The 23,842-nt window shown below is 59.8% G+C and carries 23 protein-coding genes; 15 read left to right on the forward strand and 8 right to left on the reverse strand.

What is annotated here, in order from left to right:
* Positions 1-135 precede the first annotated feature (135 nt).
* The 3 genes from urtB to PRI8871_RS04155 form a co-directional block, all read right to left on the reverse strand.
* Positions 136-2,088, reverse strand: a complete 1,953-nt coding sequence (gene urtB / locus PRI8871_RS04145; protein WP_108884899.1) for an urea ABC transporter permease subunit UrtB — start codon at positions 2,086-2,088, stop codon at positions 136-138.
* A 76-nt stretch (positions 2,089-2,164) separates the two neighbouring features.
* On the reverse strand, positions 2,165-3,439 hold the full coding sequence (urtA, locus tag PRI8871_RS04150; RefSeq protein ID WP_370741849.1) for an urea ABC transporter substrate-binding protein: 1,275 nt from the start codon (positions 3,437-3,439) through the stop codon (positions 2,165-2,167).
* 413 nt (positions 3,440-3,852) lie between these two features.
* Complete coding sequence (locus PRI8871_RS04155) at positions 3,853-5,319, reverse strand: transcriptional regulator (RefSeq protein WP_181389367.1); 1,467 nt, start codon at positions 5,317-5,319, stop codon at positions 3,853-3,855.
* A gap of 319 nt (positions 5,320-5,638) precedes the next feature.
* Here PRI8871_RS04155 and PRI8871_RS04160 point away from each other — a divergent pair, with 319 nt between their 5' ends.
* The gene (locus PRI8871_RS04160) at positions 5,639-6,742 is read left to right on the forward strand and encodes a phosphatase PAP2 family protein (protein ID WP_181389368.1); all 1,104 of its coding nucleotides are present in this window, start codon (positions 5,639-5,641) and stop codon (positions 6,740-6,742) included.
* A gap of 43 nt (positions 6,743-6,785) precedes the next feature.
* Here PRI8871_RS04160 and PRI8871_RS04165 read toward each other — a convergent pair whose 3' ends face one another.
* Entirely contained in the window at positions 6,786-8,807 is a 2,022-nt protein-coding gene (locus tag PRI8871_RS04165; RefSeq protein ID WP_108884902.1) for a S8/S53 family peptidase, read from the reverse strand.
* A gap of 354 nt (positions 8,808-9,161) precedes the next feature.
* Between PRI8871_RS04165 and PRI8871_RS04170 the strand changes: the two genes are divergently transcribed.
* The 9 genes from PRI8871_RS04170 (at position 9,162) to trxC (ending at position 16,621) form a co-directional block, all read left to right on the forward strand.
* Positions 9,162-10,412, forward strand: a complete 1,251-nt coding sequence (locus PRI8871_RS04170) for a hypothetical protein (protein ID WP_146188649.1) — start codon at positions 9,162-9,164, stop codon at positions 10,410-10,412.
* A gap of 96 nt (positions 10,413-10,508) precedes the next feature.
* Complete coding sequence (locus PRI8871_RS04175; protein ID WP_146188650.1) at positions 10,509-10,910, forward strand: DUF4864 domain-containing protein; 402 nt, start codon at positions 10,509-10,511, stop codon at positions 10,908-10,910.
* Between the two features lie 106 nt (positions 10,911-11,016).
* Positions 11,017-13,302, forward strand: a complete 2,286-nt coding sequence (locus PRI8871_RS04180) for a glycosyl hydrolase family 28-related protein (protein ID WP_108884905.1) — start codon at positions 11,017-11,019, stop codon at positions 13,300-13,302.
* A gap of 78 nt (positions 13,303-13,380) precedes the next feature.
* Entirely contained in the window at positions 13,381-14,229 is an 849-nt protein-coding gene (locus PRI8871_RS04185; protein WP_108885201.1) for a DUF6206 family protein, read from the forward strand.
* A 51-nt stretch (positions 14,230-14,280) separates the two neighbouring features.
* Entirely contained in the window at positions 14,281-14,598 is a 318-nt protein-coding gene (locus tag PRI8871_RS04190; RefSeq protein ID WP_108884906.1) for an antibiotic biosynthesis monooxygenase family protein, read from the forward strand.
* Between the two features lie 59 nt (positions 14,599-14,657).
* Positions 14,658-15,065: a universal stress protein gene (locus PRI8871_RS04195; RefSeq protein WP_108884907.1), complete on the forward strand. Its 408-nt coding sequence runs from the start codon at positions 14,658-14,660 to the stop codon at positions 15,063-15,065.
* Between the two features lie 35 nt (positions 15,066-15,100).
* On the forward strand, positions 15,101-15,649 hold the full coding sequence (locus tag PRI8871_RS04200; protein WP_108885202.1) for a hemerythrin domain-containing protein: 549 nt from the start codon (positions 15,101-15,103) through the stop codon (positions 15,647-15,649).
* A gap of 126 nt (positions 15,650-15,775) precedes the next feature.
* Entirely contained in the window at positions 15,776-16,135 is a 360-nt protein-coding gene (locus PRI8871_RS04205) for a hypothetical protein (RefSeq protein ID WP_108884908.1), read from the forward strand.
* 63 nt (positions 16,136-16,198) lie between these two features.
* Positions 16,199-16,621 carry a thioredoxin TrxC gene (gene trxC / locus PRI8871_RS04210; protein ID WP_108884909.1) on the forward strand — a complete coding sequence of 141 codons (423 nt, stop codon included), beginning with the start codon at positions 16,199-16,201 and terminating at the stop codon, positions 16,619-16,621.
* A gap of 47 nt (positions 16,622-16,668) precedes the next feature.
* Here trxC and PRI8871_RS04215 read toward each other — a convergent pair whose 3' ends face one another.
* Positions 16,669-16,875 carry a cold-shock protein gene (locus PRI8871_RS04215; protein WP_108884910.1) on the reverse strand — a complete coding sequence of 69 codons (207 nt, stop codon included), beginning with the start codon at positions 16,873-16,875 and terminating at the stop codon, positions 16,669-16,671.
* Between the two features lie 235 nt (positions 16,876-17,110).
* Between PRI8871_RS04215 and PRI8871_RS04220 the strand changes: the two genes are divergently transcribed.
* On the forward strand, positions 17,111-17,584 hold the full coding sequence (locus PRI8871_RS04220; protein WP_108884911.1) for a DUF2938 domain-containing protein: 474 nt from the start codon (positions 17,111-17,113) through the stop codon (positions 17,582-17,584).
* A gap of 35 nt (positions 17,585-17,619) precedes the next feature.
* Positions 17,620-18,180 (forward strand): REP-associated tyrosine transposase, encoded by a 561-nt coding sequence (locus PRI8871_RS04225; protein ID WP_108884912.1) that lies wholly within the window; start codon positions 17,620-17,622, stop codon positions 18,178-18,180.
* A 105-nt stretch (positions 18,181-18,285) separates the two neighbouring features.
* On the opposite strand, the gene ettA is transcribed toward PRI8871_RS04225, so the two are convergent.
* Entirely contained in the window at positions 18,286-19,941 is a 1,656-nt protein-coding gene (gene ettA, locus PRI8871_RS04230; RefSeq protein ID WP_108884913.1) for an energy-dependent translational throttle protein EttA, read from the reverse strand.
* A 71-nt stretch (positions 19,942-20,012) separates the two neighbouring features.
* Complete coding sequence (locus PRI8871_RS04235; RefSeq protein WP_108884914.1) at positions 20,013-20,543, reverse strand: DUF2059 domain-containing protein; 531 nt, start codon at positions 20,541-20,543, stop codon at positions 20,013-20,015.
* A gap of 144 nt (positions 20,544-20,687) precedes the next feature.
* Here PRI8871_RS04235 and rpiB point away from each other — a divergent pair, with 144 nt between their 5' ends.
* Positions 20,688-21,125: a ribose 5-phosphate isomerase B gene (gene rpiB / locus PRI8871_RS04240; protein WP_108884915.1), complete on the forward strand. Its 438-nt coding sequence runs from the start codon at positions 20,688-20,690 to the stop codon at positions 21,123-21,125.
* Between the two features lie 12 nt (positions 21,126-21,137).
* Here rpiB and PRI8871_RS04245 read toward each other — a convergent pair whose 3' ends face one another.
* Positions 21,138-22,016 (reverse strand): bifunctional helix-turn-helix transcriptional regulator/GNAT family N-acetyltransferase, encoded by an 879-nt coding sequence (locus PRI8871_RS04245; protein ID WP_108884916.1) that lies wholly within the window; start codon positions 22,014-22,016, stop codon positions 21,138-21,140.
* Positions 22,017-22,141: 125 nt separating this feature from the next.
* Between PRI8871_RS04245 and mgrA the strand changes: the two genes are divergently transcribed.
* Together mgrA and PRI8871_RS04255 are read left to right on the forward strand one after the other, a co-directional pair.
* On the forward strand, positions 22,142-23,137 hold the full coding sequence (mgrA, locus tag PRI8871_RS04250; RefSeq protein ID WP_108884917.1) for an L-glyceraldehyde 3-phosphate reductase: 996 nt from the start codon (positions 22,142-22,144) through the stop codon (positions 23,135-23,137).
* Positions 23,138-23,176: 39 nt separating this feature from the next.
* Positions 23,177-23,788 carry a nicotinate-nucleotide adenylyltransferase gene (locus tag PRI8871_RS04255; RefSeq protein WP_108884918.1) on the forward strand — a complete coding sequence of 204 codons (612 nt, stop codon included), beginning with the start codon at positions 23,177-23,179 and terminating at the stop codon, positions 23,786-23,788.
* Positions 23,789-23,842 lie beyond the last annotated feature (54 nt).

The following is a 23,842-nucleotide window of genomic DNA, read 5'->3' on the forward strand; positions in this document are numbered from 1 at the left end:
TATTTATCAAAGAGAAGAAGCAGGGGACGGTCTGCCATTGGGCGCGCGCCCCATGTATTTTCTGACCAAAAATATCCCCGCCGGAGGCAATCCTACGCTGAAGCTTGGTGTTCGTTTGAAGACCTTGGTTCATGATCAATCCCCCGCCGCTCGGCCCTTGAGGGCGACGATGCCTTTGGGGCGGAACTGGATAAACAGGATAATGAACAGGATCATATATGTCTGCGCCGCAAGCGTGTTCGATGGGTTCAGCCATTCGATGCCTTTCTGCAGAGTGCCGATCATGGTGGCCCCGGCCAGCGTGCCCCAGACGTTGCCGACGCCGCCGACAACCACGGTCATAAAACTTTGGACAATGTAGTCGGCGCCCATTTCCGAGGTCACTTTGGCGTAAAGCCCGATGGCGACGCCGGCGATGCCTGCGATGCCAGACCCCAGCCCGAAGGTCAGCATATTGATCCGGTCGGGGTTGATGCCCATGGAGGCGGCCATGCCGGGGTTTTGCGTCACAGCGCGGACTTCAAGCCCCAGGCGCGTTTTCTTGAGGATGAACAGGATCAGACCAAGGAAGATCACCGCCAAAACGAAGATCGCGATGCGGATATAACTGATTGAAACGACGTCGTTGAACACCAGCGCCCCATCCAGCCATGCGGGCGAAGTCAGCGGGCGGGCCTGCGTGCCGAAGATGTTCTTGGCCAGCTGTTGCAATGCAATCGAGATACCGAAAGTGGCCAGCAGGGTTTCAAGCGGGCGGTGGTAGAGCCAGCGGATCACCAACCGTTCCATAGCGACGCCCGCGCCGAATGTGACGGCGAAGGCCAGCGGCAGGGCCACGAGGATCGAGATCGTGTAATCTGGGATGAACTGCTGCACGACGTAGCCGGTGTAGGCGCCCATCATGATGAACTCGCCATGGGCCATGTTGATCACGCCCATCACGCCAAAGGTGATGGCAAGGCCGATGGCGGCAAGAAAATAGATCGAGGCGAGCGAAAGCGCGTCCAGCGCGAAATCGCCTGCTTGGTTGAAGGCCACACGCTGACGGATTTCGGTGCGGGCCTCTAGCGCGGCGGCGGTGATGGCGGCGCTGGGTTCGTCGTAGACGTCAAAGAACACATGTGTGGTCAGGGCTGACTGAACGTCGGCATCGGTGACGCGGGCCGGAACCGTACCTGCGGCGGCCAGGGCGTCATAGGCGGTCAGGCGTTTGGCGATATCGCCAAGTTGGCCGGTCGGGATGCCGCCCGCTGATCCGTTTGCCACATTGGCGACCAGCGCGGTTTTGATCTCGGCCTCGGAAATCTTGGCAGGGGCGAGGTTCGCAGCAACCAGTTGCGCATAGGCCGCATCAGCGGTCAGATCGTCGCCAACATTGTAGACATGCGCGATGTTGACGTCATCGGGCAGGGCGGTGGCGACTTTGGATTGCGTGGTTAGCAGTTGGTTCATGACCGCCCGCACATCCAACGACAGCTCGCCCGAGAGCGCCTCAATCGCGGCGATGCGTTCGGCTTCATCATCGGCAAAGCGGGCGCCCAGAAGTCCGGCAAGGCGGGTCTTGCGGGCCTTGAGCGCCGCGTCGGGCTCATCCTCGATCGCGGCCAGCAGCGGTTCCAGCTGATCGGCGGCCGGGCTTTTGGCGATGGCGTCGACGGCGGCGGTGCGGCGGGTGATATCCGGGTCAGACAACTGAAACTGAACCAGCGCGGTGCCAAGCTGTTTGCGCACGCCGCCGTTCGGTTTGATTTGGCTGGCCTCTTTCTTGCCGACGGTGGCGACAACTTCGCCCGTGGCGATGCTGGTCAGCTCAATCCCGTCTTTGGTTTCACGGCCAAAGAAGAACACGCCGTCGCTTTCGCGGACCCAGACATCCTTGGACTGCCATTTTTCAAGGAAGGTGGCGACGCCGGGCAGGTTTGATGCGGCCAGATCGGCCAGAACGGCATCGACCGAACTGCGGCTGGGTTTGGCAACGTCGGCCTGATGGCTCTGGAGGAGGGTCTGAAGCTCGCTTTGCTGGGCCAGCGCATTGGACGCGGGCAAACATAGGCAAAGCGCGGCAGCGAAGAGGAGCGCGCGGAGCATGGTCAGGCCTGTTTGGGAAAATGGTGCAAAGGGTCGGGCGCGGCAGGGAGACACCGCGCCCGAGGAGGAGTTCAGATTAGTAGTTCGACTTCAGCTGAACGCAGGTGTTGGTTTCGGTGTTGAACATACCGCATTTCTTGTCTTTCCAGTCCGAGATCAGGACAGCGGATTCCGGCAGGAAGTCGGTCCATGCGTCGCCCGGAACTTCCGTGGTCTGGCTGACAATATCGAACTGACCATCGGCCTGAATTTCGCCAATTAGAACCGGCTTGGACAGGTGGTGGTTGGCCAGCATCTCGGCGGTGCCGCCGGTCAGGTTCGGGAAGGTCTGGCCGATCATCGCTTGCTCAACCGCGTCAACATCGGTGGTGCCTGCGGCGGTGACCGCGTTCACCCACATGTTGAAGCCGATGTAGTGGGCTTCCATCGGGTCGTTTGTGACCCGCTCTTCGCCCATTTTGGCTTTCCAGGTTTTGATGAAGTCAGCGTTGGCTTCGGTGTCAGCCGACTGGAAGTAGTTCCAGGCTGCCAGGTGACCAACAAGGTTCGAGGTATCCAGGCCCGACAGTTCTTCTTCACCAACCGAGAAGGCCACGACGGGGATGTCGTCCGCCGATACGCCAGCGGCGGCCAGTTCTTTGTAGAAGCCGATGTTTGCGTCGCCGTTGATGGTCGAGATCACGCCAACCTGCTTGCCGTCTGCGCCAAGGGCCACAACGTCAGCAACGATGGTCGCCCAGTCCGAATGACCAAAGGGGGTGTAGTTGACGAAGATGTCTTCTTCGGCAATGCCCTTCGATTTCAGGTAGGCTTCCAGAATGTTGTTGGTGGTACGCGGGTATACGTAGTCGGTGCCGAGCAGAGCGAATTTCTCAACACCAAGTTCTTCGAGGAAATAATCGGTGGCCGGGATCGCCTGCTGGTTCGGAGCGGCGCCGGTGTAAAATACGTTCTTCGAGGATTCTTCGCCTTCGTACTGAACCGGGTAGAACAGCAGGCCGTTCAGTTCTTCGATGACCGGCAGAACCGATTTACGCGACACCGAGGTCCAGTTGCCGAAGATCACGTCAACGTTGTGAACGGTCAGCAGTTCGCGGGCTTTTTCAGCGAACAGCGGCCAGTCAGAGGCAGGGTCAACGACCACGGCTTCCAGCTCACAACCCAGAAGGCCACCTTTTTCGTTCTGCTGGTCCACCAGCATCAGAACGGTGTCTTTCAAAGTGGTTTCCGAGATTGCCATGGTGCCGGAGAGGGAGTGCAGCACGCCGACTTTAATCGGGCAGTCTGCCGCCGCAGCAATGCCAGTGCCGGCCAGAAGGGTCAGAGCGGACGTGGCGAGCAATTTCTTCATGGATTTCATAAGACTTGTGTCCCCAAGGTTACGCCGCAAGCCCGTTCCTCTGGCCCCCTTTGAAAATGGTGGCCAGAATGCTACGTATAGGGCCCGCAGCAAATTTTGTTGCAGTCGTGCAAAGGGATGTATCTGCCAGGATTGGCCCTTTGCGCGGCATCTGCGGGGGCGTTCCTCCCGCGACATCTTCAATATCTGCCGAATGGGATTCCCACGAGCCTTTCGCGGCGTTTTGGCGCAATTGCCGAAGGGTGTGTTTAATTTTTAGGCGAAACACCTAAATTCGCACGCAAATCGTGCAACGCCTGCGCCAATTTCGCGGCAAAACCTGATTTTGAACGGGGAATAGGCGATTTCGCGGCCCGTCGATCGAAGTTTAATCGCCGCGAAGGCCGAATTGCCGGATTCAGACGCTAGAGAAGTGATCGGGCCGGTTTCAGAAGGCCATGCGCCCGGATCGTGGCAACCGGGTAGCGGTCATCGTTCAGGAACCGGTCGAGCGAGAAGCCGGTTTCAACACGCTCCAAAGCGCGAATCGAGTCTTTGGCTTTCTCGAAATCCCCCTTTTGCGCATAGAGCGCGACAAGATGCCGATGCGCAGGCCGCAAGGCAGGGGCAGTTCGGGCCGCCGCTTCGCCTGCGATAATCGCATCGTCCAGACGGTTGCAGGCCAGACTGATGACGCAATGATTGACCTCCCACCATTGGCGGAACGGCGAGAACCGGGCGACGCGCCGGCCCAGTTGCGAATAGCGCAGCGCCGTTTCCAGATTGCCCGCGCGCATATGCGCGAAGGCGCAGGTGCTCCAGGCGAATGCATTGGCCGGGTTCAGGGAAAGCGCCTGTTTGGCCAGTTCCATCCCGCCTTCGGTGTCTTGCATGGCCATCATCCGCACTTGGCCGATCAAGGACAGAACAAGCGAGTTTTCGCGCCCCTGTTCCAAAGCCCGATAGGCCGTTTCGATGGATTGTTCCCGCGCGGCATCCGAGTCCGAATTGGTGCGTTCGATCAATTGGGCGACATGCGTGAAGCTGCGCCACGCAAGATAAACAGGGTTTGGGTCAATCTCATGGGCCTGCCGGAATAGGGTCTCGGCCTCGTCCATGCCTTCGGCCTCAAAGCTGAACAAACGGTACATGCCAAGGCGCGACATTGCTGTCGCCCGAACCTCTGGGCGGTTGTTGTCCATAACCAGCGGGATCTGGCTGACGACGCGGTCGGCGACATCAAAGATCAGCGCGGCAACAGGTTCGGATGAATTGAGAACATTGGACAAAGTGCCGATTTCATGCAGGCGCGAATGCAATATGCGCCCAGTCGGCAAATAAATGACTTTTAGATATACATTTGTTTTCCCACCGCGTTCCAAGACATTGCAAGCAATCTCGATGTCGCTGGGAAGGCCGGGCAGAAAATCCGTTGACGCTTTGTTCGATCGCCAGGCGCGCACTTGTTCAGCGATGCCAGAGCCAATTGCATCGGCCAGAATTTCCCCGCCAAGCGCATCGGCACCTGGACTGTGAAGGTTGATGACGCAAGAAATGCCAAGGCCGGGTGATTTTCTTTGTGGTGCCGAAGATATGCGTTTTGCGAAAGTCGCCCGTTCTTGCCGAAGCCAGTCCTCAAATTCGACATCGCGGGCGTCCAAACCTTCTAGCAGGTCCAGCTCTGCGCCACTGACGCGCGTCGGGTCATCAAGATCGCGGGCCACACGACCACTGTCCAGCGACACGGACGCGCGGTCGGTCGTCAAAATCTCGGACAATTCGGGCGAGGATTTTCTTAGCTTTGAAAGGGCTTGGCGCAGGCTTGTCGAGGCTTGATCGCCGCCAGACCGGCTCCAGAGTTTGTCTTCGAGCCAGCGGCGGGATCGCGACATATCGGGGCTAAGAAGCAGCAGCGCCAAAAGCGCCTGATGTTTGGCACCGACCGGGGTAATATTGTCGCCGTTCCGATTGAATACAGCGAAGGGTCCAATCAGTCTGAATTCCAAATAATTTATAGTATCTGCCATTTCGATGCTCGATGCTGACGCTTTTGTCGTGGCGTTGTGAAATTATTAACATGTTTTGAAAGAATTTCCTAACCACCGTGAATTGATCGTTAATACACCGTTTCCAGGAAATTAACTTTTGACAGGTGCCTAGCGGAATGAACCCACTGGGGAGGGGTACATTTTGGGGAAAGGGCATTGCGATATGAGTACGGAGAGCACTGAAGCCGTGGAGGCGGTGGAAGCCGTTGAAGCGGTGGAAGCGGTGGAAGCCGTTGAGGCCGTTGAAGCGGTGGAAGCCGTGGAGGCCGTTGAGGCGGTTGAAGCCGGGGGAGGGGGATCGGCGCTGGTGTCCTCGGCTCTGGGACGCGCGCGGGATGGAACCGCGCGCTACTGGGCTGGGGATGCCTCGCGTATTCCCAACAGCACGGGCCGATCAAGTTGGGACGCCTTTCGCACCATGGCGCAGGGGCCGCGGATCACCACTATCGATCATGCGATACAAGGGTGGTTTTCGGTGGATCTGGCCAATCACGCCACGGCGAACACCGAAGGCCATGCCACGCTTGCGGGCAAGAAACTGGTCACGTTGCGCAAACCGTCGGACACATTTTTGGCCAGCCACCAGTTGGCCTATCTACGGGCCGCTGCGGATTTACGGGCGGATCGTTTGGCCGAAATTCGTGTGCAAACCGCCAATATCATGAGCTTTTTTGCAACTGTCGGCTATTTGTCGCGCGCCGCCACGCCTTGGACGATCGCGCTTGCCGGGGCGGTTGTGCGGCTGTGCAAGCATTTGGAAATGCCGCTGAAACATGGGTTTGATGTGGCCCGGCCTATTTCGATGTCCTATGCGGTGCAGCCGATCATTCACACGCCCGGCCATGGGGCTTGGCCCAGCGGTCACGCGACGGAATCCTTTGCCGTCGCGACGGTTCTGACCCGGCTGTTTTATCAAGGTGATACCGATCCGGTGAACGCGGTCACGGCTCAGAACGAATTGATGCGGCACGCGGCGCGGATCGCGATGAACCGGACGGTGGCGGGGGTGCATTTTCCGACCGATAGTATGGCGGGGGCCGTTTTGGGCATGACGGTGGGGCAGGCGCTGATCCGCGTTTTGGATGGCGAAAAGACCGTTCCCACCCGCACCTTCCACGGCGACAGATATACCGGCGACTTCAATTTGACCGTCCTTGCCCAAACGCTGAACCTGCCTTCGGTCATCGAAACTGGGCAGGCGGCGGTGCAGGTGACTGTTCCGGCTTGGCTGGAGCGTCTTTGGGCCGAAGCGCAGGCTGAATGGTAAATTGCGCGTGAATAAACCGCCGCCCGAAATTGGGCGGCGGTCTTTAGGGGCGTCTGGTCCGTGTTTCGGAACCTGCCCCAAGGATTGCGCGGCCCAATCGTTGTACGCGTTCGGGGGAGACAGGATGCAGGGTACATTTTGACGTGTCAAAATCATCGATATGAGATGAATTTTGCGGCGGATGATTGGCCTTCAATCTGCCCGATGACAGGGCCAAGGCGCGGGTGATCCGCGCTGCCGCCGCTGACGTTCCATTTGTGGGCCGGACGGACCCGCTCCGGGTGCCAGAGGCCAATACGCCGGACAGGAACAGGCCGTCCTCGGCGATGGCGCACAGGCTGGGTCCGGGGACCGTCCAATCGGCGCCTTCAGCGCTGTAATGGGTGGGCGACAGGCGCGCACCGCCCTGCGTGGCCTGAACAGCCCCGACCGTGAACACATTGCGCGATGTGGCTGTGACCATGGAACTATGGGTGCCGCGCCGGGTGATGGCAGCATTGGTGAAAAGGCCGGTTTGATCTTGCTGGGTGCGACCCCCGGCGCGGGCGCCTGGCGCGTCGAAATAGGATTGTCGACCGCGCGACTGATACCCAGGTAAGGTGCTGTCACGTTGGATTTCCAAGGTGGCGGTTTGCGGCTTGTCCGAATGTGATTTCAATGCGATGCGCCATGATCCAGCAGGAGCCAATGCTGCGCCGGGGCCAATGTCACCCGTCGGAGCGAGCGCGACCGCCAGAAACGCGGGTCGAATGACATCCGCGGAAAGCTTCCGTTCGGGGATGTGGTAAGTCCGGGCAATAGGTTGGCCGTTTTGCATCAGTGACGTGCTTTGACCGGGTTTTAGCTTGATGAAGGCCGCCCGCGATGCCCCTGGCGGTGTGACCGAAAGCGCCAAGGCCGACGCCCCCGCATCGCTGCGAAGCTCAAGATAGCTGGGCGTCAGGTCGTCTGGTTGCACGCGCCAGACAATGCCAGAGGTTGCGCCCATTTCTGGCAGCGACAGCCGCGCAACCTGGCGGCTGCCGCGTGAATTGCCGAAAGCCCAGACGATACGGACGGGTTGCCCAGTGCTGGCTTGCCATGTTTCGGCCTCTTGCGTTATTTGAAATTCCGCAAAGCCCGAGCCGTCCTTCGGTCCTGCCAAATTTCCCATTGAGATATTAATTATTATGGGGGCAGTGGCGGACATCGACTGCGCATTGCGCAAGATCCAGCGCACGCCTTGGACCAGATGCGCCTCAAACCCCATGCCGCTGGTGTCATCGACGGCGGCGGGGGGCAGTTGCACCGCCAGCAGTGGCCAATCGCGGGCGGGATTGGTCTGGTCGGTCGGATCCGCCCCGCCAGCCAAGTCCAGAATGGCCGTTCCATGGGTTGACGACAGCTCGGTCGCGCGGTGGCGCAGCGTGCCGCCCATATGTTGATTGTCCTGACTGTAAATCGCGCCTTCGTCGGCTTGCCCGTTCTTGAGCATTGCGTCCAAATCAGACGCGACCAAGACCTTACCGCAGCTGGCCAATCCCGACCTGTCCGGGGCCGCGATGTCATCTGATTGCAGCCAAATCGCGCGAATGCGGGTTTGTTGTTGGCCCGTGTCCGGCGCGATCCCGGTGAAGCGTGCATTCAGATAGCCAATACCGTCATCGATGGCGGCAACAATCGGCTGATCTTTTTGCCAATCGGCAGCAACCGCGGTCGGCTGCGCCTGCGCTGGGGCTTGGATGCGGGCCATCGGCGGGCCCATGTCCAGCAGGTCGAACAAGCCGCCCTGATCCAAGGGGTTTGTGCCGGTCTGGCACCATGCCGCAAAGACCCGGCCCGCGTCTGTATGATTGGTCAGTCGGGCATAGTCATCGTGGGCCATCAAGTAGCCAGCGGCCGGATCATCTATCAGCGTTTTTAGCGCTAGCCGGGCCTGACCTTGGTCGGTGCCCTTCAACCGTAGAAAGATCTGTTGGTAGCTGTCGCTGGCCGGTTTGGGCAAAACCGAAGCGATGTGACGGGGCCAGTCGATATAGGCCTCCCAGGCGGTGTGCGATTCCGGTTCGGTCCAAAGGGTCGACATTTTCGTCTCCGGTTCGGTGACTTATGACCTTAGGACAGCGTGCAGGATGCCCTTTGGTCAAGTTGAACGGGGCGTTTCATGAATTTTTCACGCAAGAGGCGAAAAAAATCCGCTCTGCATCGCAGAAATTCACGATGGAGCGCGATTTATCTCGGAAAAATCACGGAGCATTCACGGCGCATCCGCAAACTCAACCTAGGCGGCACTTTTCCGCCAATGGGGAACGCAGATTCAAATATTTGCCGGGCGGAAAATTCGTTCGGGAAAATGCGTTAGAGTAGGGACCAAGGGATGTTTTTGAAAAGTGATACAACCGAAAGTCCTGACACGTTTGGGCTAACTGGTGAAACGGCCATGGCCGTTCTTGGAATTGCCGAATTGATGCTGAACGGATTGCTGCGAGATGTCAGCCTTCTGTCGGTTGGGAAATCAACACGCTTAGCCAATTCGGGTGGTGCAAAGCTTGCGGATTTGATCGAAGAATACCGCCGCTTCGTTGAGGATTTGGCCGAACGGCATATGGATGACCCTGATTTCGCGTCGCAAATTATGACGTTGCGCGGGCGGGCCAGTTCGCTAATTCGACGTTATGAAAAGGTGGCCGCGCTGAGTGCGCAAGATCCGTCCATCGGCGGGCTAGAGGCGCGGATTGATGCTGTGTCCTTTGCGCGGCGTATGGCGGCGGTGCCTCGGGGGGATCGGTCGCTGTTCGATTGGGGCCATTGGGCGCAACGGGCCTATGGCATGGATGTCTCGGCCAGCGGGGGGCGCAAGTCGGCGCAGCCTTGCTGCGCACAAGACTGGGTGCGCCATTTGCTGGGCCAAGCACCAGAGCGCCCCTTTGTGGAATTGGCGCTGCGGTGTCTTTCACAAAAGGTTCCTGTTGCAACGGATCTTGGGGTGGCTTTGACGCCAGGTCGCGTGATGCAGGCGGTCATGGATGGGGCGCGCACGGCGACCTTTCGGGCGCGCCGCGTTGCCGCAAACCCTAAGTCGCTGCCGCGCCCCGGCGAACTTGCCACTTTGCTGACACTGGTGCCGTCTGGACAAAGCCAGATCGTCGCGCCGCATTTGCCTTTTCTGCCCGAAGCCTGTGCAACGATCCGCGACGGCCTGCCAAAGCTGTTGGATGCGGTGGACGCATACAATCGCGCGGTGGGCGACTGTGGCGTTGCACTGTATTCGCGAGAGGGGGACTTGCAACGTGGTTGGTCGCCTTTCGAGATTGAGCAGATTGCCATGATGCCGCGCCGGACCGGCGAGATGTTGCAGCCGTTCCGGGATGATACGACCATCCACGCTGCCAGTGCGGCCGCCGGCGCGCGGGTGGTTGCCGCGCTTTTTGCGCCTGATGCGACCGTCGAAATCGCAGCCGGAGCAGACCGACCCGCCGTGCCCGTGCGCGAGGTCACAGAGGCGCTATTGGCGGCGGTGCGCATGGCCCATTCGGTCGAAGGACGGTTCTATCCCTATGAGGTTGAGGCCGACATTCGCCAAGGCCAACGCACCGCGCAGGAAATTTTGGAGGGTCTGTCGAACGACTCTCAGGGCAATGGTCGCCATCCGCGCGACCGGCGGACCGCAGACAACAAAAAGATCGCGTAGACGCGACCAATCATCCCCGTTGGAAGGCAATTTGCCTTTCGACTTGCACAGGCTACGTCCTCTCCATCCATCCCATCCCAACAGAGGGGGTAGCCTGTGCCTTGTTTATTGATCCGGGCCTTTGCCTTGTCGGTTTTCCTGCCGATGGCAGCGATGGCCGATAGTGACGCCAAATCGGTTATTCGACAGCAGTTTGAGGCCTTTGGGGCAGGCGATGTGCCGCGTGCCTTTGAATTTGCCAGCCCGCAAATCCAAGGCATGTTCGGCACGCCCGGCAATTTCGGATTGATGGTCGAACAGGGCTATCCGATGGTGTGGAACCACAGCGCCTTGCGCTTTGGCGGTAGCCGCACCAAAGGGGATGACACCATACAGACCGTTTTGGTGACGGGGGTGGATAACGCGATTTATGTCCTTGAATACACGATGGTTTTGACCGCCGATGGCTGGCGGATCAATGGCGTGCGGGTGGTGCCTCCGGCGGGGCTGGGGGCGTGACACCGTTCGCAGGTCTTAGCGCGGATTAACCTTTGCGCCCGTAGCTTTCCCACGTGCGATCGGCCCGCTGACTGCGGCCGGGGCGGCCTGTGGGAAAGGATATGCGATGAACAAGGCAATTTCAGAGGGCGTGGTATTTATGCCGCCCGCATTTTCATTTGGTCTGGGCCAATGGTCGAGCGGCGACGGAACGCCGGGGTCGGACACCTATGCAAATAACGGCAATGCCGCTTTGGTGCCCAGCGATGGTGATTTCGGCGGGTGTCTGGAACTGGTGAAGACACAATCCACGCAAAAGCTGCGGTATATGGGCGAAACCCCGATGCTGCCGGGGTGCTATTTGCAGATCACCGCGCGGGTCAAGGCAGTGTCGGGGCCGTTGCCATCGGTGCGCATTGCCGGTTGGGCGGGCAAAAGCGGCGGGGCGCATGTGTCTGGCTTGGTTGAAGCCGGGCCGAGCACGGCGCTGACCGGCTATGGCGAGGTGGTTGAGGTGAAGGCCATCGTTGGGCCGGGCGCGCGCACGGGCGTTAATTTGCCGTGGGGCACAGAGCCGGTCTACGGCCATTTCGGCCTTGATCTGACCGGGGCGACGGGCGGCGTTGTGCGTATCGACGATCTGGTGATCGAAGACATCACCCACGCCTTCCATCGCAAGATGATGGATTGGGTGGATGTGCGAGATTTCGGCGCGGCCGGCAATGGCGTGACCGATGACAGCGCGGCGTTTGAGGCGGCAGATGCCGCAGCGGATGGGCGCGATATTCTGGTGCCGGCGGGCGTGTACCGGTTGAACAGCAGCGTGACGCTGGACAATCGCGTGCGGTTCGAAGGCACGCTGAGCATGCCGGACAGCGCGGTTCTGGCCCTGACGAAAAGCTTTGAACTGCCCACCTATATCGACGCGTTCGGGGATGAAGAGCAAGCCTTTCGCAAGGCGTTTCAGGCCCTTCTGAACAATGCCGACCACGAAAGCCTTGATCTTGGCGGGCGTCGTATTTCGGTGACTGGACCGATTGATATGCAGGCGGCGGTCAACAACCGCACTGAATTTGCGCAGCGCCGGGTGATCCGCAATGGTCAGTTGCGAGCAGAGGATACGGGCAATTGGACGCCCGATGTGGTGACCAGTCAGGCCAGCTATTCGGCCAACACGCAGTACCGTCTGAAGAACGTGACCAATGTCGCCAATATCCCGGTTGGATCTCTGGTGACGGGCGCGGGCGTGGGGCGCGAAGTCTATGTGCGGGCGCGCAATATCGCAGCGCAGGAACTGACATTGTCGCAGCCGCTGTATGATGCGGAAGGCACGCAGACCTATACCTTCACCCGGTTCAAATACATCTTGGATTTCAGCGGCTTTGACAAGCTGCAGGATTTTGAGCTGTCGAACATTGAACTTCAGTGCAACGAATTGGCCAGCGGCGTGATGCTGGGCAAAAGCGGGCTGATCATGCATGTGCGTGATGTGGTCTTTAATCGGCCGGGTCATCGCGGGCTGACATCTATCGGGGAAGGCTGCGCGGGGATGTTGGTGGACCGCTGCAAGTTCATCAGCAAGGAAAACGGTGAACTGGTTCAGAACCGCCATACCATCGCGCTCAATGCCAATTCCAATGACGTCAAACTGCGCAACAACCGCGTGACCCAGTTCCGCCACTTCGCCGTTCTAAGCGGCGGGTATCAGATGATCATCGGCAACCACTTCTTTCAGGGCGACAGTTCTTCGAACGGGGTGCGAACAGCGGGGATCGTTCTGGCGTCGCGGGCCTGCAATGTCACGATCTCGCACAACTACGTGGACAATTGCTTTGTCGAGTGGACGAACGAACGCGAAACCAGTCCCGATTTTACCGGCGGGTTTGCCTTTTCGGGCCTGACGATCAACAGCAACGTGTTCTTGTGTTCGCACGTTGCCAGCTGGTTTGCCTTTGTCGTGGTCAAGCCCTACGGGTCGGGTCAATACGTCAACGGGTTGAACGTCTCGGGCAACACCTTCCGCAGCGTCGGCGGGTCGATTGATCGGATTGAGCGGGTGGACACAAGCTTTGCCGGGCTGGACATGGGCAAGATGCGCAACATCGATTTTGCCGGGAACACCTTCCAGAACGTCACGCGCGGCACGCAGAACCCGCTGACCCTGACACATGTTCAATCCAGCGTGGCCAGCACTTGGCAGATCGGGACCGACGCGCATTTGCCGTTCGACGGGTATTTGCAAAAGGTCGAAAGCTTTGCCCCGACCGATGCGATCAAGAACTCTAGCAACGTCAAACAATGGGACATGCCCTATGTCCGCCCCGAACAGGGCAGCAACAAGAATGAGGTGCATGTAGCGTGGCCGTCTTCGGTCAAGGGGGAGGTCACCTTGACCGTTCGCTGTGACGACTGATTGGGGCAGGGCGGCGTTCTGAGTGGCGCCGCCCGTTCGTTCGGGCTAAACGGGGCGCAGATTTGCCCGGAGGCCTTGATGACCGATCTTGACGCGCTGCGCGACCTACTGCGCGAAGACAGCCCCTACCGCACTGCGCCGGTATCGCGCCTTGGCTATTTCTGCGCGCCTTTTCGGCCAAGTGGCGGCCCGCTGGCCGATAAGATCATCAAGATTTACCGTGGCTTGCCGGATAACGCGGCGCTGGATCGTTTGGCGCAATGTCACGATGACTATGTCGCGGCATTGGTCAAAACCGGGGTTCCGATGCCGCTGACCGAAATCCACTTGATGGATATGGGCGGGGCGCGCATTCCGGTGATCGTCCAAGAAGCGCTGCCTGATGGCACCATGATGCGCCCCCTGATGCAAAGCGCCAGCCTTGCCGAAACACTGGACATGATGCAGGCGGCGGGCGAGGTGATCGCCACCTTCTGGAACAATGCCGACCAGTTCGACACGCGCATCGGCTTTCACCCGTCGATCCGCAATTTCGCCATTGTCGATGGTGGTGCCGTGTTCTTTGACAGCTTCCCGCCGCTGATCCACTACACCCGCGACGAGGTGGGTAAAATGCTGCTACAATATTCAGACAAGCGCCTGATGCGGCTTGTTGGGCCGTTCTTGCAAAAGAAGGTCACAGGCATTCAGGACGAATGGTATTCTGCCCCTGAAACACTTGTTGGTCTGGTCGGGTCGGCCTGCCGGTTGCGCCCCGACGATGCCGAGGCCTATCTGGATTGGGGGCGCGGCTTTGCCAAATCCGCCATGCCGCGCTGGGCCGATGAGGCGATTGCCGGTATGATCGAAGCGCCGCGCCTGCCCAGCTATTGGACGGGGTTTCGCAAGGTGCTGGGGCTTCAGGGCGAACCCAATCTAAAGAAGTGAGCGTTGGCGGAATCGCGGGCCTGTGTCACACTTCCCGAAAGGGAGGACATCATGCCAACAATCGTAAGCCCAAGCTCTGCCCAGACGGTTCTGACCACCTTTGAAACCACGCCCGGCACCTGTCAGGATCTGCTGGACCTGCTGAATGCCGCCTATACTGAAGTGATTTCAAAGCAGCCGGGATTTATCGCCGCCGCTCTGCACGTCAATGACGCGCAAACCCGGATTGCCAACTATTCGCAATGGCAGCGGCGCGAAGATTACCAAGCCATGTTGCGGTCGGATGAGATGCGCAAACGCAATCGGGTCATCAATGAACTGTGCCGCAGTTTTGAGCCGGTGATGTATGACGTGGCGGCGGTTTTCTGACGCGGATCAAGGTGGACTTGTCTTCTTGGGCGCACACTGCCCCATGGAAGGAGACCACCATGTACAACAATATTCTAATCCCGGTCGCGTTTGACGAAGGCAAAACCGTCGGCGCGGCCCTTGATGTGGCCAAGGCGCTTTCGGCCAAGGGGGCGCAGATCACGTTCCTGCATGTCTTTGAAGACATTCCCAACTTCGCCGTGTCCTATGTGCCTACGGATTACCTGAAAGAGGCGCGCACCGCCATTCAGGCCGAATTGGACAACTTGGCCGACGGGCTGCCGAATGCGCGGGGTCTTCTGGTCGAAGGCCATGCCTCGCGGACCATCATAGACGTGGCCGAGCGTGAAGGCGCAGATTGCATCGTCGTTGCCTCGCATCGGCCCGGTATGCAGGATTTCCTGATCGGATCGACAGCGGCACAGGTCGTGCGCCATGCCAAATGCGCGGTGCATGTGCTTCGGTGATTGACTTTGGCTGGCGGCGGGCCAATCTGCCAGCCATGGACACATCACTTTCCCTGACTGAGCGTGAGGGCCTGCCCGAGGCCCTGCGCGTGCTATTGCAAGATTACCCGCGTGACGGCTGGCAATCCCACCCCAATTTTCAGGGGTTGGTGTCGTTCTGGCTCGATCGGCATCTGATGTTTCGGCGCTTGTCTGCGGCCTTGCTTGAGGATGTTGAGGAGCGGATGGACGGCAAGCTGGCGCAGGATGTCTATGTCTCGCGGCTTGGCCGGTTCGGCAATATGCTGGTGCAGCAGTTGCACGGCCACCACCAAATCGAAGATCACCACTATTTCCCGGTTCTGGTGCAGCGCGATACCCGACTGGAACGCGGGTTTGAAATCTTGGATCGTGATCATCACGATTTGGACGGGCTGCTTGGCCGCTTTACCCAGCAGGCCAATGCGGTCCTGAAGGGCGGCGAGTTCGGCCCCTTCCGCGAAGAGGTTCTTTCCTTTGGGAAATTTCTCGAACGGCACCTGTCGGATGAGGAAGATTTGATCGTCCCCGTGATCCTGCGCGACGGTCCGCAATCTTTGGAATAGGCGCAGAATTCCCCCTGACAGAATGTCGCACAAAGGCGTAATATCCCGCTTGAGGCGCGCGACTCAGATGATGTTGCCCGAGGTCGGAAAACGAAGTTCGCAGCGCCGGTTTTTTGGAGCTCCTTCATGGATCTTTTGGTGGCCTCGTCCGCATCGCTCGCTGCGGTGCTGCTTTATGCGTGGGCCTATGGCGTGTTCAATTCACCCAATCCGCCCAAATGGGCAAAATCCGAAGCATTGGCATCGACTGTCGCTCTGGTGTTCACCTGTCTGACGCCGCTTGGGATTGGTTTCTTCTTCCGCGGTATCCTTGGCAATATCGCTGGCCAGTCGGTATTTGGTTGGGCTTCAATCGCTGTTGCTGCTGTTGTGATCTACATGGTCGTTCCGCGCTTGGTCGCTCCGGCCCGTCGTCCGAAACTGGACAACGTGGTTCCGATGCCCACCGGCCCGTCGGCCCCGCGTCCGGTCAAACTGGCGGCCTAAGGCTCTTGTCAGATATTGCGCGGCTCCCATATATATTGAAATCGCAATATGAAGGAGCCGCCAATGGCTGGCAAGAAAATCACCTGCCTTGACTGTGGTCAGGTCAACCGCGTCCCCGAAGACAAGCTGAACGCAGGTCCGAAATGCGGCACCTGCGGCGCGGCGTTGATGCCCGGCAAAGCCGTTGAGGTTGACTTTGCGACGCTGCAAAAGGCGGCGCGCAATGATGACGTGCCTTTGGTCGTGGATTTCTGGGCACCCTGGTGCGGCCCATGCCGGATGATGGCACCGGAATTTTCCAAGGCCGCGCAAACGCTTGGCGGTTCGGTTCGGCTGGTCAAGCTGAACACCGAAGACCATCAGGCCGCAGGCAGCGCCTATGGCATTCGCGGTATTCCGACGATGGTGAAATTTGCCGGGGGCCGGGAACTCAAGCGCCAATCGGGCGCGGTTCAGGCCGCTGCAATCGTGAACTGGGCCGGGTAGGCCACAAAAGCAATGGGCCGGAAAACCCGGCCCATTTTCACTTGCCCTTAGGCCAGTGCGATATCTACCGCGCTTTCGCGGCCATCACGGCCCGAGCGCAGTTCGTAGGTCACTTTCTGGTTGTCAGCCAGACCGGTCAGGCCCGAACGCTCAACAGCAGAAATGTGTACGAAAACGTCTTTGCCGCCGTCTTCAGGTGCGATGAAGCCGTAGCCTTTGGTGGTGTTGAACCATTTCACGGTGCCATTGGCCATATCCGTGGTCTCCTAGTTGTTGCCGCACGCGGAATTGCTGCGGCCCGGCGATGTCAGAGCAGTATCGGTTGCACTGGCGCCGTAGAAGGAGACAGGTAGGCGATAAAGGTAACTTGCAGCCTGTTATATGGCAGGTTGTGTGAGTCGGAGCAAGCCTAGCGAAAGTTTGGAGCCTCTGAAAGAATTGCAAAAGTGGCGGCTTTGCGCGATGTTGGCGCAAACATAGGGGGCCGACATGGGTTTGATTTGGACGGGCGTGTTGATGGGCATCGGCGGCACGGCGGCTATGGATGTCTGGGCGATGGTGCTCAATAAGCTGGCGGGCCAGCCCAAACCCAACTGGGCCAACCCCGGCCGCTGGTTCGCGCATCTGTTCCGGGGCCGCGTGTTCCACGACGATATCGCCAGATCCGAGCCTGTGTCGGGCGAGCTGGCCCTTGGCTGGGCCTTCCACTACCTCGTCGGCATCATCTACGGTGTGGTCTTCGTTCTGCTGGTCGGGCCGGGCTGGCTGGCTGAGCCAACTTTCCTCCCCGTCTGGATCTGGGGCCTTCTAACCATCGTCGGCGGCTGGTGCCTGCTCCATCCCGGCATGGGGCTTGGCTGGTTCCTGTCCCGCACCCCGCGCCCGTGGAAAGGCCGCGCCATGGGTCTGGTCGCTCATACGGTGTTCGCGCTGGGTATGTGGGCTGTGGCGCTGGCGGTTTGAACATTTGTTAACCAAGCCGCGCCTAGGCTTGGGCCATGCCGAACTACACCCGCCGAAAGGTCGCCGGGGCGACCGTGTTCTTCACCGTGAACCTTGCGCAGCGGCAGGGGCGGCTCTTGGTTGATGAGATTGACGTGTTGCGCGAAGCGGTGGCCTATACCCGCGCCCGCCGCCCGTTCGGGATCGAGGCTTGGGTCGTTCTGCCAGACCACATGCACGCCATCTGGACCTTGCCAGAGGACGACAGCAATTACTCCGACCGCTGGGGCGCGATCAAAGCGCGGTTTTCCAAACGGGTGCGCGAAGAACAGGGCGGCGCGGTGGGTTATAAACCCACCCTACGGCGTGGGAATGATGTCGAACGTTTGCGCGCATCTCGCAGCGCCAGCAAAGTCGCCAAACAAGACGCCGGGATATGGCAGCGCCGTTTTTGGGAGCATCACATTCGCGGCAAAGCCGATCTAGAGGCCCATCTGCGGTATTGCTGGCTGAACCCGGTGAAACACGGGCTGGTGGCCGACCCGTTTGATTGGCCCTATTCATCGATCCACCGCGATCACCAAATGGGGCGGGTGGAACACCTAGAAACGCCGTAGGGTGGGTTTTCAACCCACGGCCTTTCGACCCACGGCCAACTAGCTAGTCCGCAACAAAAAAGCGGCCCGAAGGCCGCTTTCCCGTAACTCAATTGCCCCGAGCAATTACCGCACGAACTTCTTGAACTTCACGCGCTTCGGCTCAAGGGCATCTGCCCCCAGACGGCGTTTTTTGTCTTCTTCGTAGTCCTCGAAGTTGCCCTCGAACCACTCGACATGGGCCTCGCCTTCGAAGGCCAGGATGTGCGTACAGATCCGGTCGAGGAAGAAACGGTCGTGCGAGATGACCACGGCGCAGCCGGCGAAATCGACCAGCGCGTCTTCGAGCGCGCGGAGGGTTTCGACGTCCAGATCGTTCGTCGGTTCGTCGAGCAGCAGAACGTTGCCGCCCTCTTTCAGCAGGCGGGCCATGTGGACGCGGTTGCGCTCACCGCCCGACAGAAGCGAGACCTTCTTCTGCTGGTCGCTGCCTTTGAAGTTGAAGGCCGAGCAATAGGCGCGGCTGTTCATCTGCGCGTCGCCCAGTTGGATGATCTCGGCCCCGCCGGTGATCGCTTCCCAGACGTTTTCGCCGTCTTTCAGGTCGTCGCGCGACTGGTCCACGTAGGACAGCTGCACGGTGTCGCCGTATTCCACGGTGCCCGCGTCGGGCTTTTCCTGACCGGTCAGCATTTTGAACAGCGTCGATTTGCCGGCGCCGTTCGGGCCGATCACGCCCACGATGCCACCCGGCGGCAGCGAAAAATCAAGCCCTTCGATCAACAGCTTATCGCCCATGGCTTTCTTCAGGCCATTGACCTCGATGACCTTCGAGCCAAGGCGCTGGCCGTTCGGGATAACGATCTGGGCGCGTCCGATTTTTTCGCGCTCGGACTGGTTCGCCAGTTCTTCATAGGCTTGGATACGGGCCTTGGATTTGGCCTGACGGGCCTTGGCACCTTGACGCATCCACTCAAGTTCGCGTTCCAGCGTTTTCTGCTTGGCCTTGTCTTCCTTGGCCTCATGCTCAAGACGCTTGGCTTTCTGTTCCAGCCAGCTGGAATAGTTGCCCTCATAGGGAATGCCGCGGCCACGGTCGAGTTCGAGGATCCAGCCGGTGATGTCGTCAAGGAAGTAACGGTCGTGGGTGACGACCAGAATGGTGCCCTTGTACTCGATCAGGTGGTTTTGCAGCCACGCGATGGTTTCGGCGTCAAGGTGGTTGGTCGGTTCGTCAAGCAGCAGCATGTCAGGCGCTTCCAGCAGCAGCTTGCACAGCGCCACGCGGCGGGCCTCACCGCCCGAAAGGTTTGCGGGCATCGCGTCATCGGCCGGGCAGCGCAGCGCTTCCATCGCCACGTCGATCTGGCTGTCGAGATCCCAAAGGTTCTCGGCGTCGATCTGGTCTTGCAGCTTGGCCATTTCATCAGCGGTTTCGTCGCTGTAGTTCATCGCCAGTTCGTTATACTTGTCGAGGATGGCCTTTTTCTTGGCCACGCCCAGCATCACGTTTTCACGAACGGTCAGCGATGCATCCAGCTTGGGCTCCTGCGGCAGATAGCCTACTTTGGCGCCTTCAGCGGCCCAAGCCTCGCCCGAGAAGTCCTTGTCCATGCCGGCCATGATCTTCAGCAGGGTCGATTTACCCGCGCCGTTGACGCCGACCACACCGATTTTCACGCCGGGCAGGAAGGACAGGTGGATGTTCTCAAAGCATTTCTTACCGCCGGGATAGGTCTTGGAGACCCCCTGCATGTGATAGACGTACTGATAGGCTGCCATGATGATACCTGCGAAGATGAGAGTTTGGCGACTGTCCTATCTGGGAGTGCCGCCTAACTCAAGCCAGAGGGCTATTTCGACAAAATGTTCAGAAGCCGGTCCATCATGGATTTGTCGCGTGTGACAACCACGCCTTCTTCTTTCAACCGTTCGGCCAGCTTTGGCCCGATGCTCTGGCCAGTCATTTGACCGTGGTATTGCCCGATCTCTGAGCCGCGTTGCATTAGCACCGGCTGGTTCTGAGCCAGCTTTTGCCCCGTCGGGGTTTTCAGGAAGGCAGCATAGTCTGCAAGTTCCTCTGGCGTGAACTGCTCAAGGTGCAGGTCGATCATGTCTGATTGGACGGCGGCGGTGAAGGATCCCAGGAATTCTTCCATGAAGATCTTCATGAACAGATCCATGTCCGAGATTTCGATCCCCATCTGCGCGTATTGGTTCTGCAAAGCGCCGCGGATCAATGGCTGTTGCGATAGGATCGCGCCGCTGAGGTTCTCTTGCGTCATCATCTGCGAGACGATGTAACCTGCATCTTCTTTTGGATCCGCCTGTGCCGGGACGGCGAGGGCAAGGCTGGCAACAAGGCCAAGGGCAATCCGCTTCATGGTAACTCCAGTTAAAACCAATGCGGATTCTCTACTCTGAGGTGTGGTCCTGTGCCAGCGGGAAAAGCTCTATGGTCGAAAGTGGAAAGGTTTGCTATGCGCGCGGGAAATTGTGCCGATATGGCCCCATCAAGGAACCGACCCATGACTGCCAAACGCATCGTTCTGTCCAGCGACCACGCCGCCATCGACCTGCGCCAAGCCATTGCCAAACATATCTTGGCCCAAGGCTATGAGGTGCTGGATATCGGCCCAGTGACCACCGAAAGCACGCATTACCCGCTGCACGGTCAGGCAGCGGCGCAGAAGGTTGTCGCGGGCGAGGCGGACTTGGGCATTATCCTGTGCGGCACGGGTCAGGGCATCATGATGGCGGCCAATAAGGTGCCCGGTATCCGTTGCGGCGTATGTTCTGAGCCGTTCTCGGCCCGCATGATCCGCGAACATAACAACGCCCAGATCCTGTCGATCGGGGCGCGCGTTGTGGGCGAGAGCCTTGCCATGGAGATCGTCGATGCCTTCCTTGGCGCCGAGTTCGAGGGTGGCCGCCACGCCACCCGTGTGGACATGATCGAAGGCTAAGTCATTCGGCCCTTACCCCAGCTTTTTCTCGAAGAAATGGTCGGGGTAGGGGTCATCGTTAAAGCGCGGGATCTCATACCAGCCGGTTTTGCGGTACATGGCAATCGCCTCGGGCAGGCGGTGGTTGGTATCTAGCCGCAGCGTCGTGATCCCAAGGCTTAGGGCCGCGTCTTCGGCGGCGGCCATCAGGCGATGCGCAAGGCCAAGGCCGCGCGCGCTGTCGGCGACCCACAGGCGCTTGATCTCGGCCCAGTCGCGGCCATAGCCCTTCAGAATCACGCAGCCGATCGGCAGGCCATCGGAATAGGCGATAAAGAACGCACCCTTGGGGCGGCGCATCTGGTCGGCATCGGGCGGACCGGCTTTGACCGCGTCGTAGCCTTCTTCGAACCGGCGCGACAGTTCGGCGAAATAGAGGTTGAAGCAATAGATCGCGTCTTCGCCCGCCGGATCGCATTCGCGGATATCAATCCGGTCGCGGCCAAGGGCGCTGGCCACCAGATCCATCGCGGCCAAAAGCGCCTGCGGTTTCGGGTGGCGGTTCAGGATGTTCTGGGCCTGCGCGTCTGACAGGTCTTCATAGGCTTGATATTCCTGCGCACCGGCCTCGGTCAGGGTGGCCACGCGGCGCCGGGCGTCATCGGCAGACGGGGCGGTGGTGATCAGACCCTCGCCTTCAAGACTGCGCAGAATGCGGCTGAGAAGGCCCGAGTCCAAACCTAGATAATCCCGGATTTCCGCGACATCCGTCATGCCATGCCCCACGGCGTTCAGCACCCGCGCCACGCCCAGCGGGCGGCCGCGCCCCAGGAACGAACTATCGAGCGCGCCGGTTTCGGTGGTAACAGCGCGGTTGAACCGGCGAATGCGGGCGATGGAATCGGAAGTCATGGTGCGGCCTCAGTGATCTGCAGATATCTGACTTATGTCAGCTATCTTCGTCTGGCAAGAGGTATTTGACTTTGGTCAGGTAAGGTTCTAGCGTCCTTGAAAACGATTACATCGCTGGGGAGACGATGACCTACACGCCTGCCACCACCCGTTATGACACGATGCCGTACCGCCGCTGCGGTCGGTCGGGCCTGAAACTGCCGGCCATTAGCCTTGGGCTTTGGCACAATTTTGGCGGCGACACGCCCCATGACACCAAACGCGCCATGTGCCGGACGGCCCTTGACGCCGGGATCACCCATTTCGATCTGGCCAACAATTACGGCCCTCCGCCCGGCAGCGCCGAAACAGCGTTCGGAGAGATCCTGCGTAGCGATTTCGCCGGGTATCGCGATGAGCTGATTGTCAGTTCCAAAGCCGGGTATGACATGTGGCCGGGGCCATATGGCGAATGGGGCAGCCGTAAGTACCTGATTGCCTCCTGCGATCAGTCGCTCAAGCGGATGGGGCTGGAATACGTCGATATCTTCTATTCGCACCGCTTCGACCCGGACACGCCGCTTGAGGAAACCATGTCCGCGCTAGAGGCGATCTGGCGGCAGGGCAAGGCGCTCTATATCGGGATCAGCTCTTACAACGCTTCCCAAAGCCGCGAGGCCGCGCGCATTCTGTCGGGCATGGGCGTGCCGCTGGTGATCCATCAGCCCAGCTACAACATGCTGAACCGCTGGATCGAAGATGAGGGGCTGCTCGACGCGCTGGAAGATAGCGGGACGGGCTGCATCGTTTTCATGCCGCTGGCGCAGGGGCAGTTGACGGGCAAATACCTGAACGGCGTGCCCGATGGCAGCCGCGCCACGCAGGGCAAATCGCTGGACCGCAATGCGATCGACGCCACCCGCATTGCCCAGTTGAACGCGCTGAACGATGTGGCGCAGCGCAGGGGGCAGACGCTGGCGCAGATGGCGATTGCCTGGTCGCTGCGCGATGCCCGTGTGACCTCGGCGCTGATCGGCGCGTCGCGGCCCGAACAGATCACTGATTGCGTCGGCGCGATTGACCGGTTGGATTTCACGTCCGAGGAGTTGCAAAGCATCGAAGATATCCTCGCTCAAGCGTGATGGATTGATCGTTTCGCAAGGCGCGGCTATGGCTGACGCATGGAGAGGCTAGGGCATCTAAGACCGGGTATGCGGGTTGGGCTATTGGGCGGATCGTTCGATCCGGCCCATGAAGGCCATGCGCATATCACGCGCACCGCGCTGACCCGGTTCGGGCTGGACCGGGTGGTCTGGCTCGTCTCGCCGGGCAACCCGCTGAAGGACCGTGGCCCAGCCCCGATAGCCGACCGGATCGCCGCCGCCAAGGCCGTGATGCAGCACCCGCGCGTCATCATCAGCGACTATGAGGCCCGCACCGGCACCCGCTATACGGCGCAGACGGTCGCGAACCTGCGCCGCGCCCATCCGGGCGTTCGGTTTGTCTGGCTGATGGGGGCGGACAACCTGCGCCAGTTCAGCCAATGGCAAGACTGGCAGCAGATCATGGAAACCGTGCCGATCGGCGTGCTGGCACGGCCCGGTGTTCGGATGAAGGCGCGCTGCGGCAAGGCCGCCCGGATCTATTCGACGGCCCGCTGGGCGGCGTCCGATGCGCGCGGACTGGCTTTGGCCGACGCGCCCGCATGGTGCTTTATCAACCTCCCCATGAGCGATGCCAGTTCAACCCAGATCCGAAAATCCGGGCGCTGGCGGCACGGTCCCCGCGACTAGGCGGGCCTAGGGCGACAAAAAACCTCTGGTTTGTCGTCGCAATGCCATATCCGG

Origin of the sequence: Pseudoprimorskyibacter insulae, from assembly GCF_900302505.1 — a bacterium.
In the GTDB taxonomy this organism is placed as follows: Bacteria; Pseudomonadota; Alphaproteobacteria; order Rhodobacterales; family Rhodobacteraceae; genus Pseudoprimorskyibacter; species Pseudoprimorskyibacter insulae.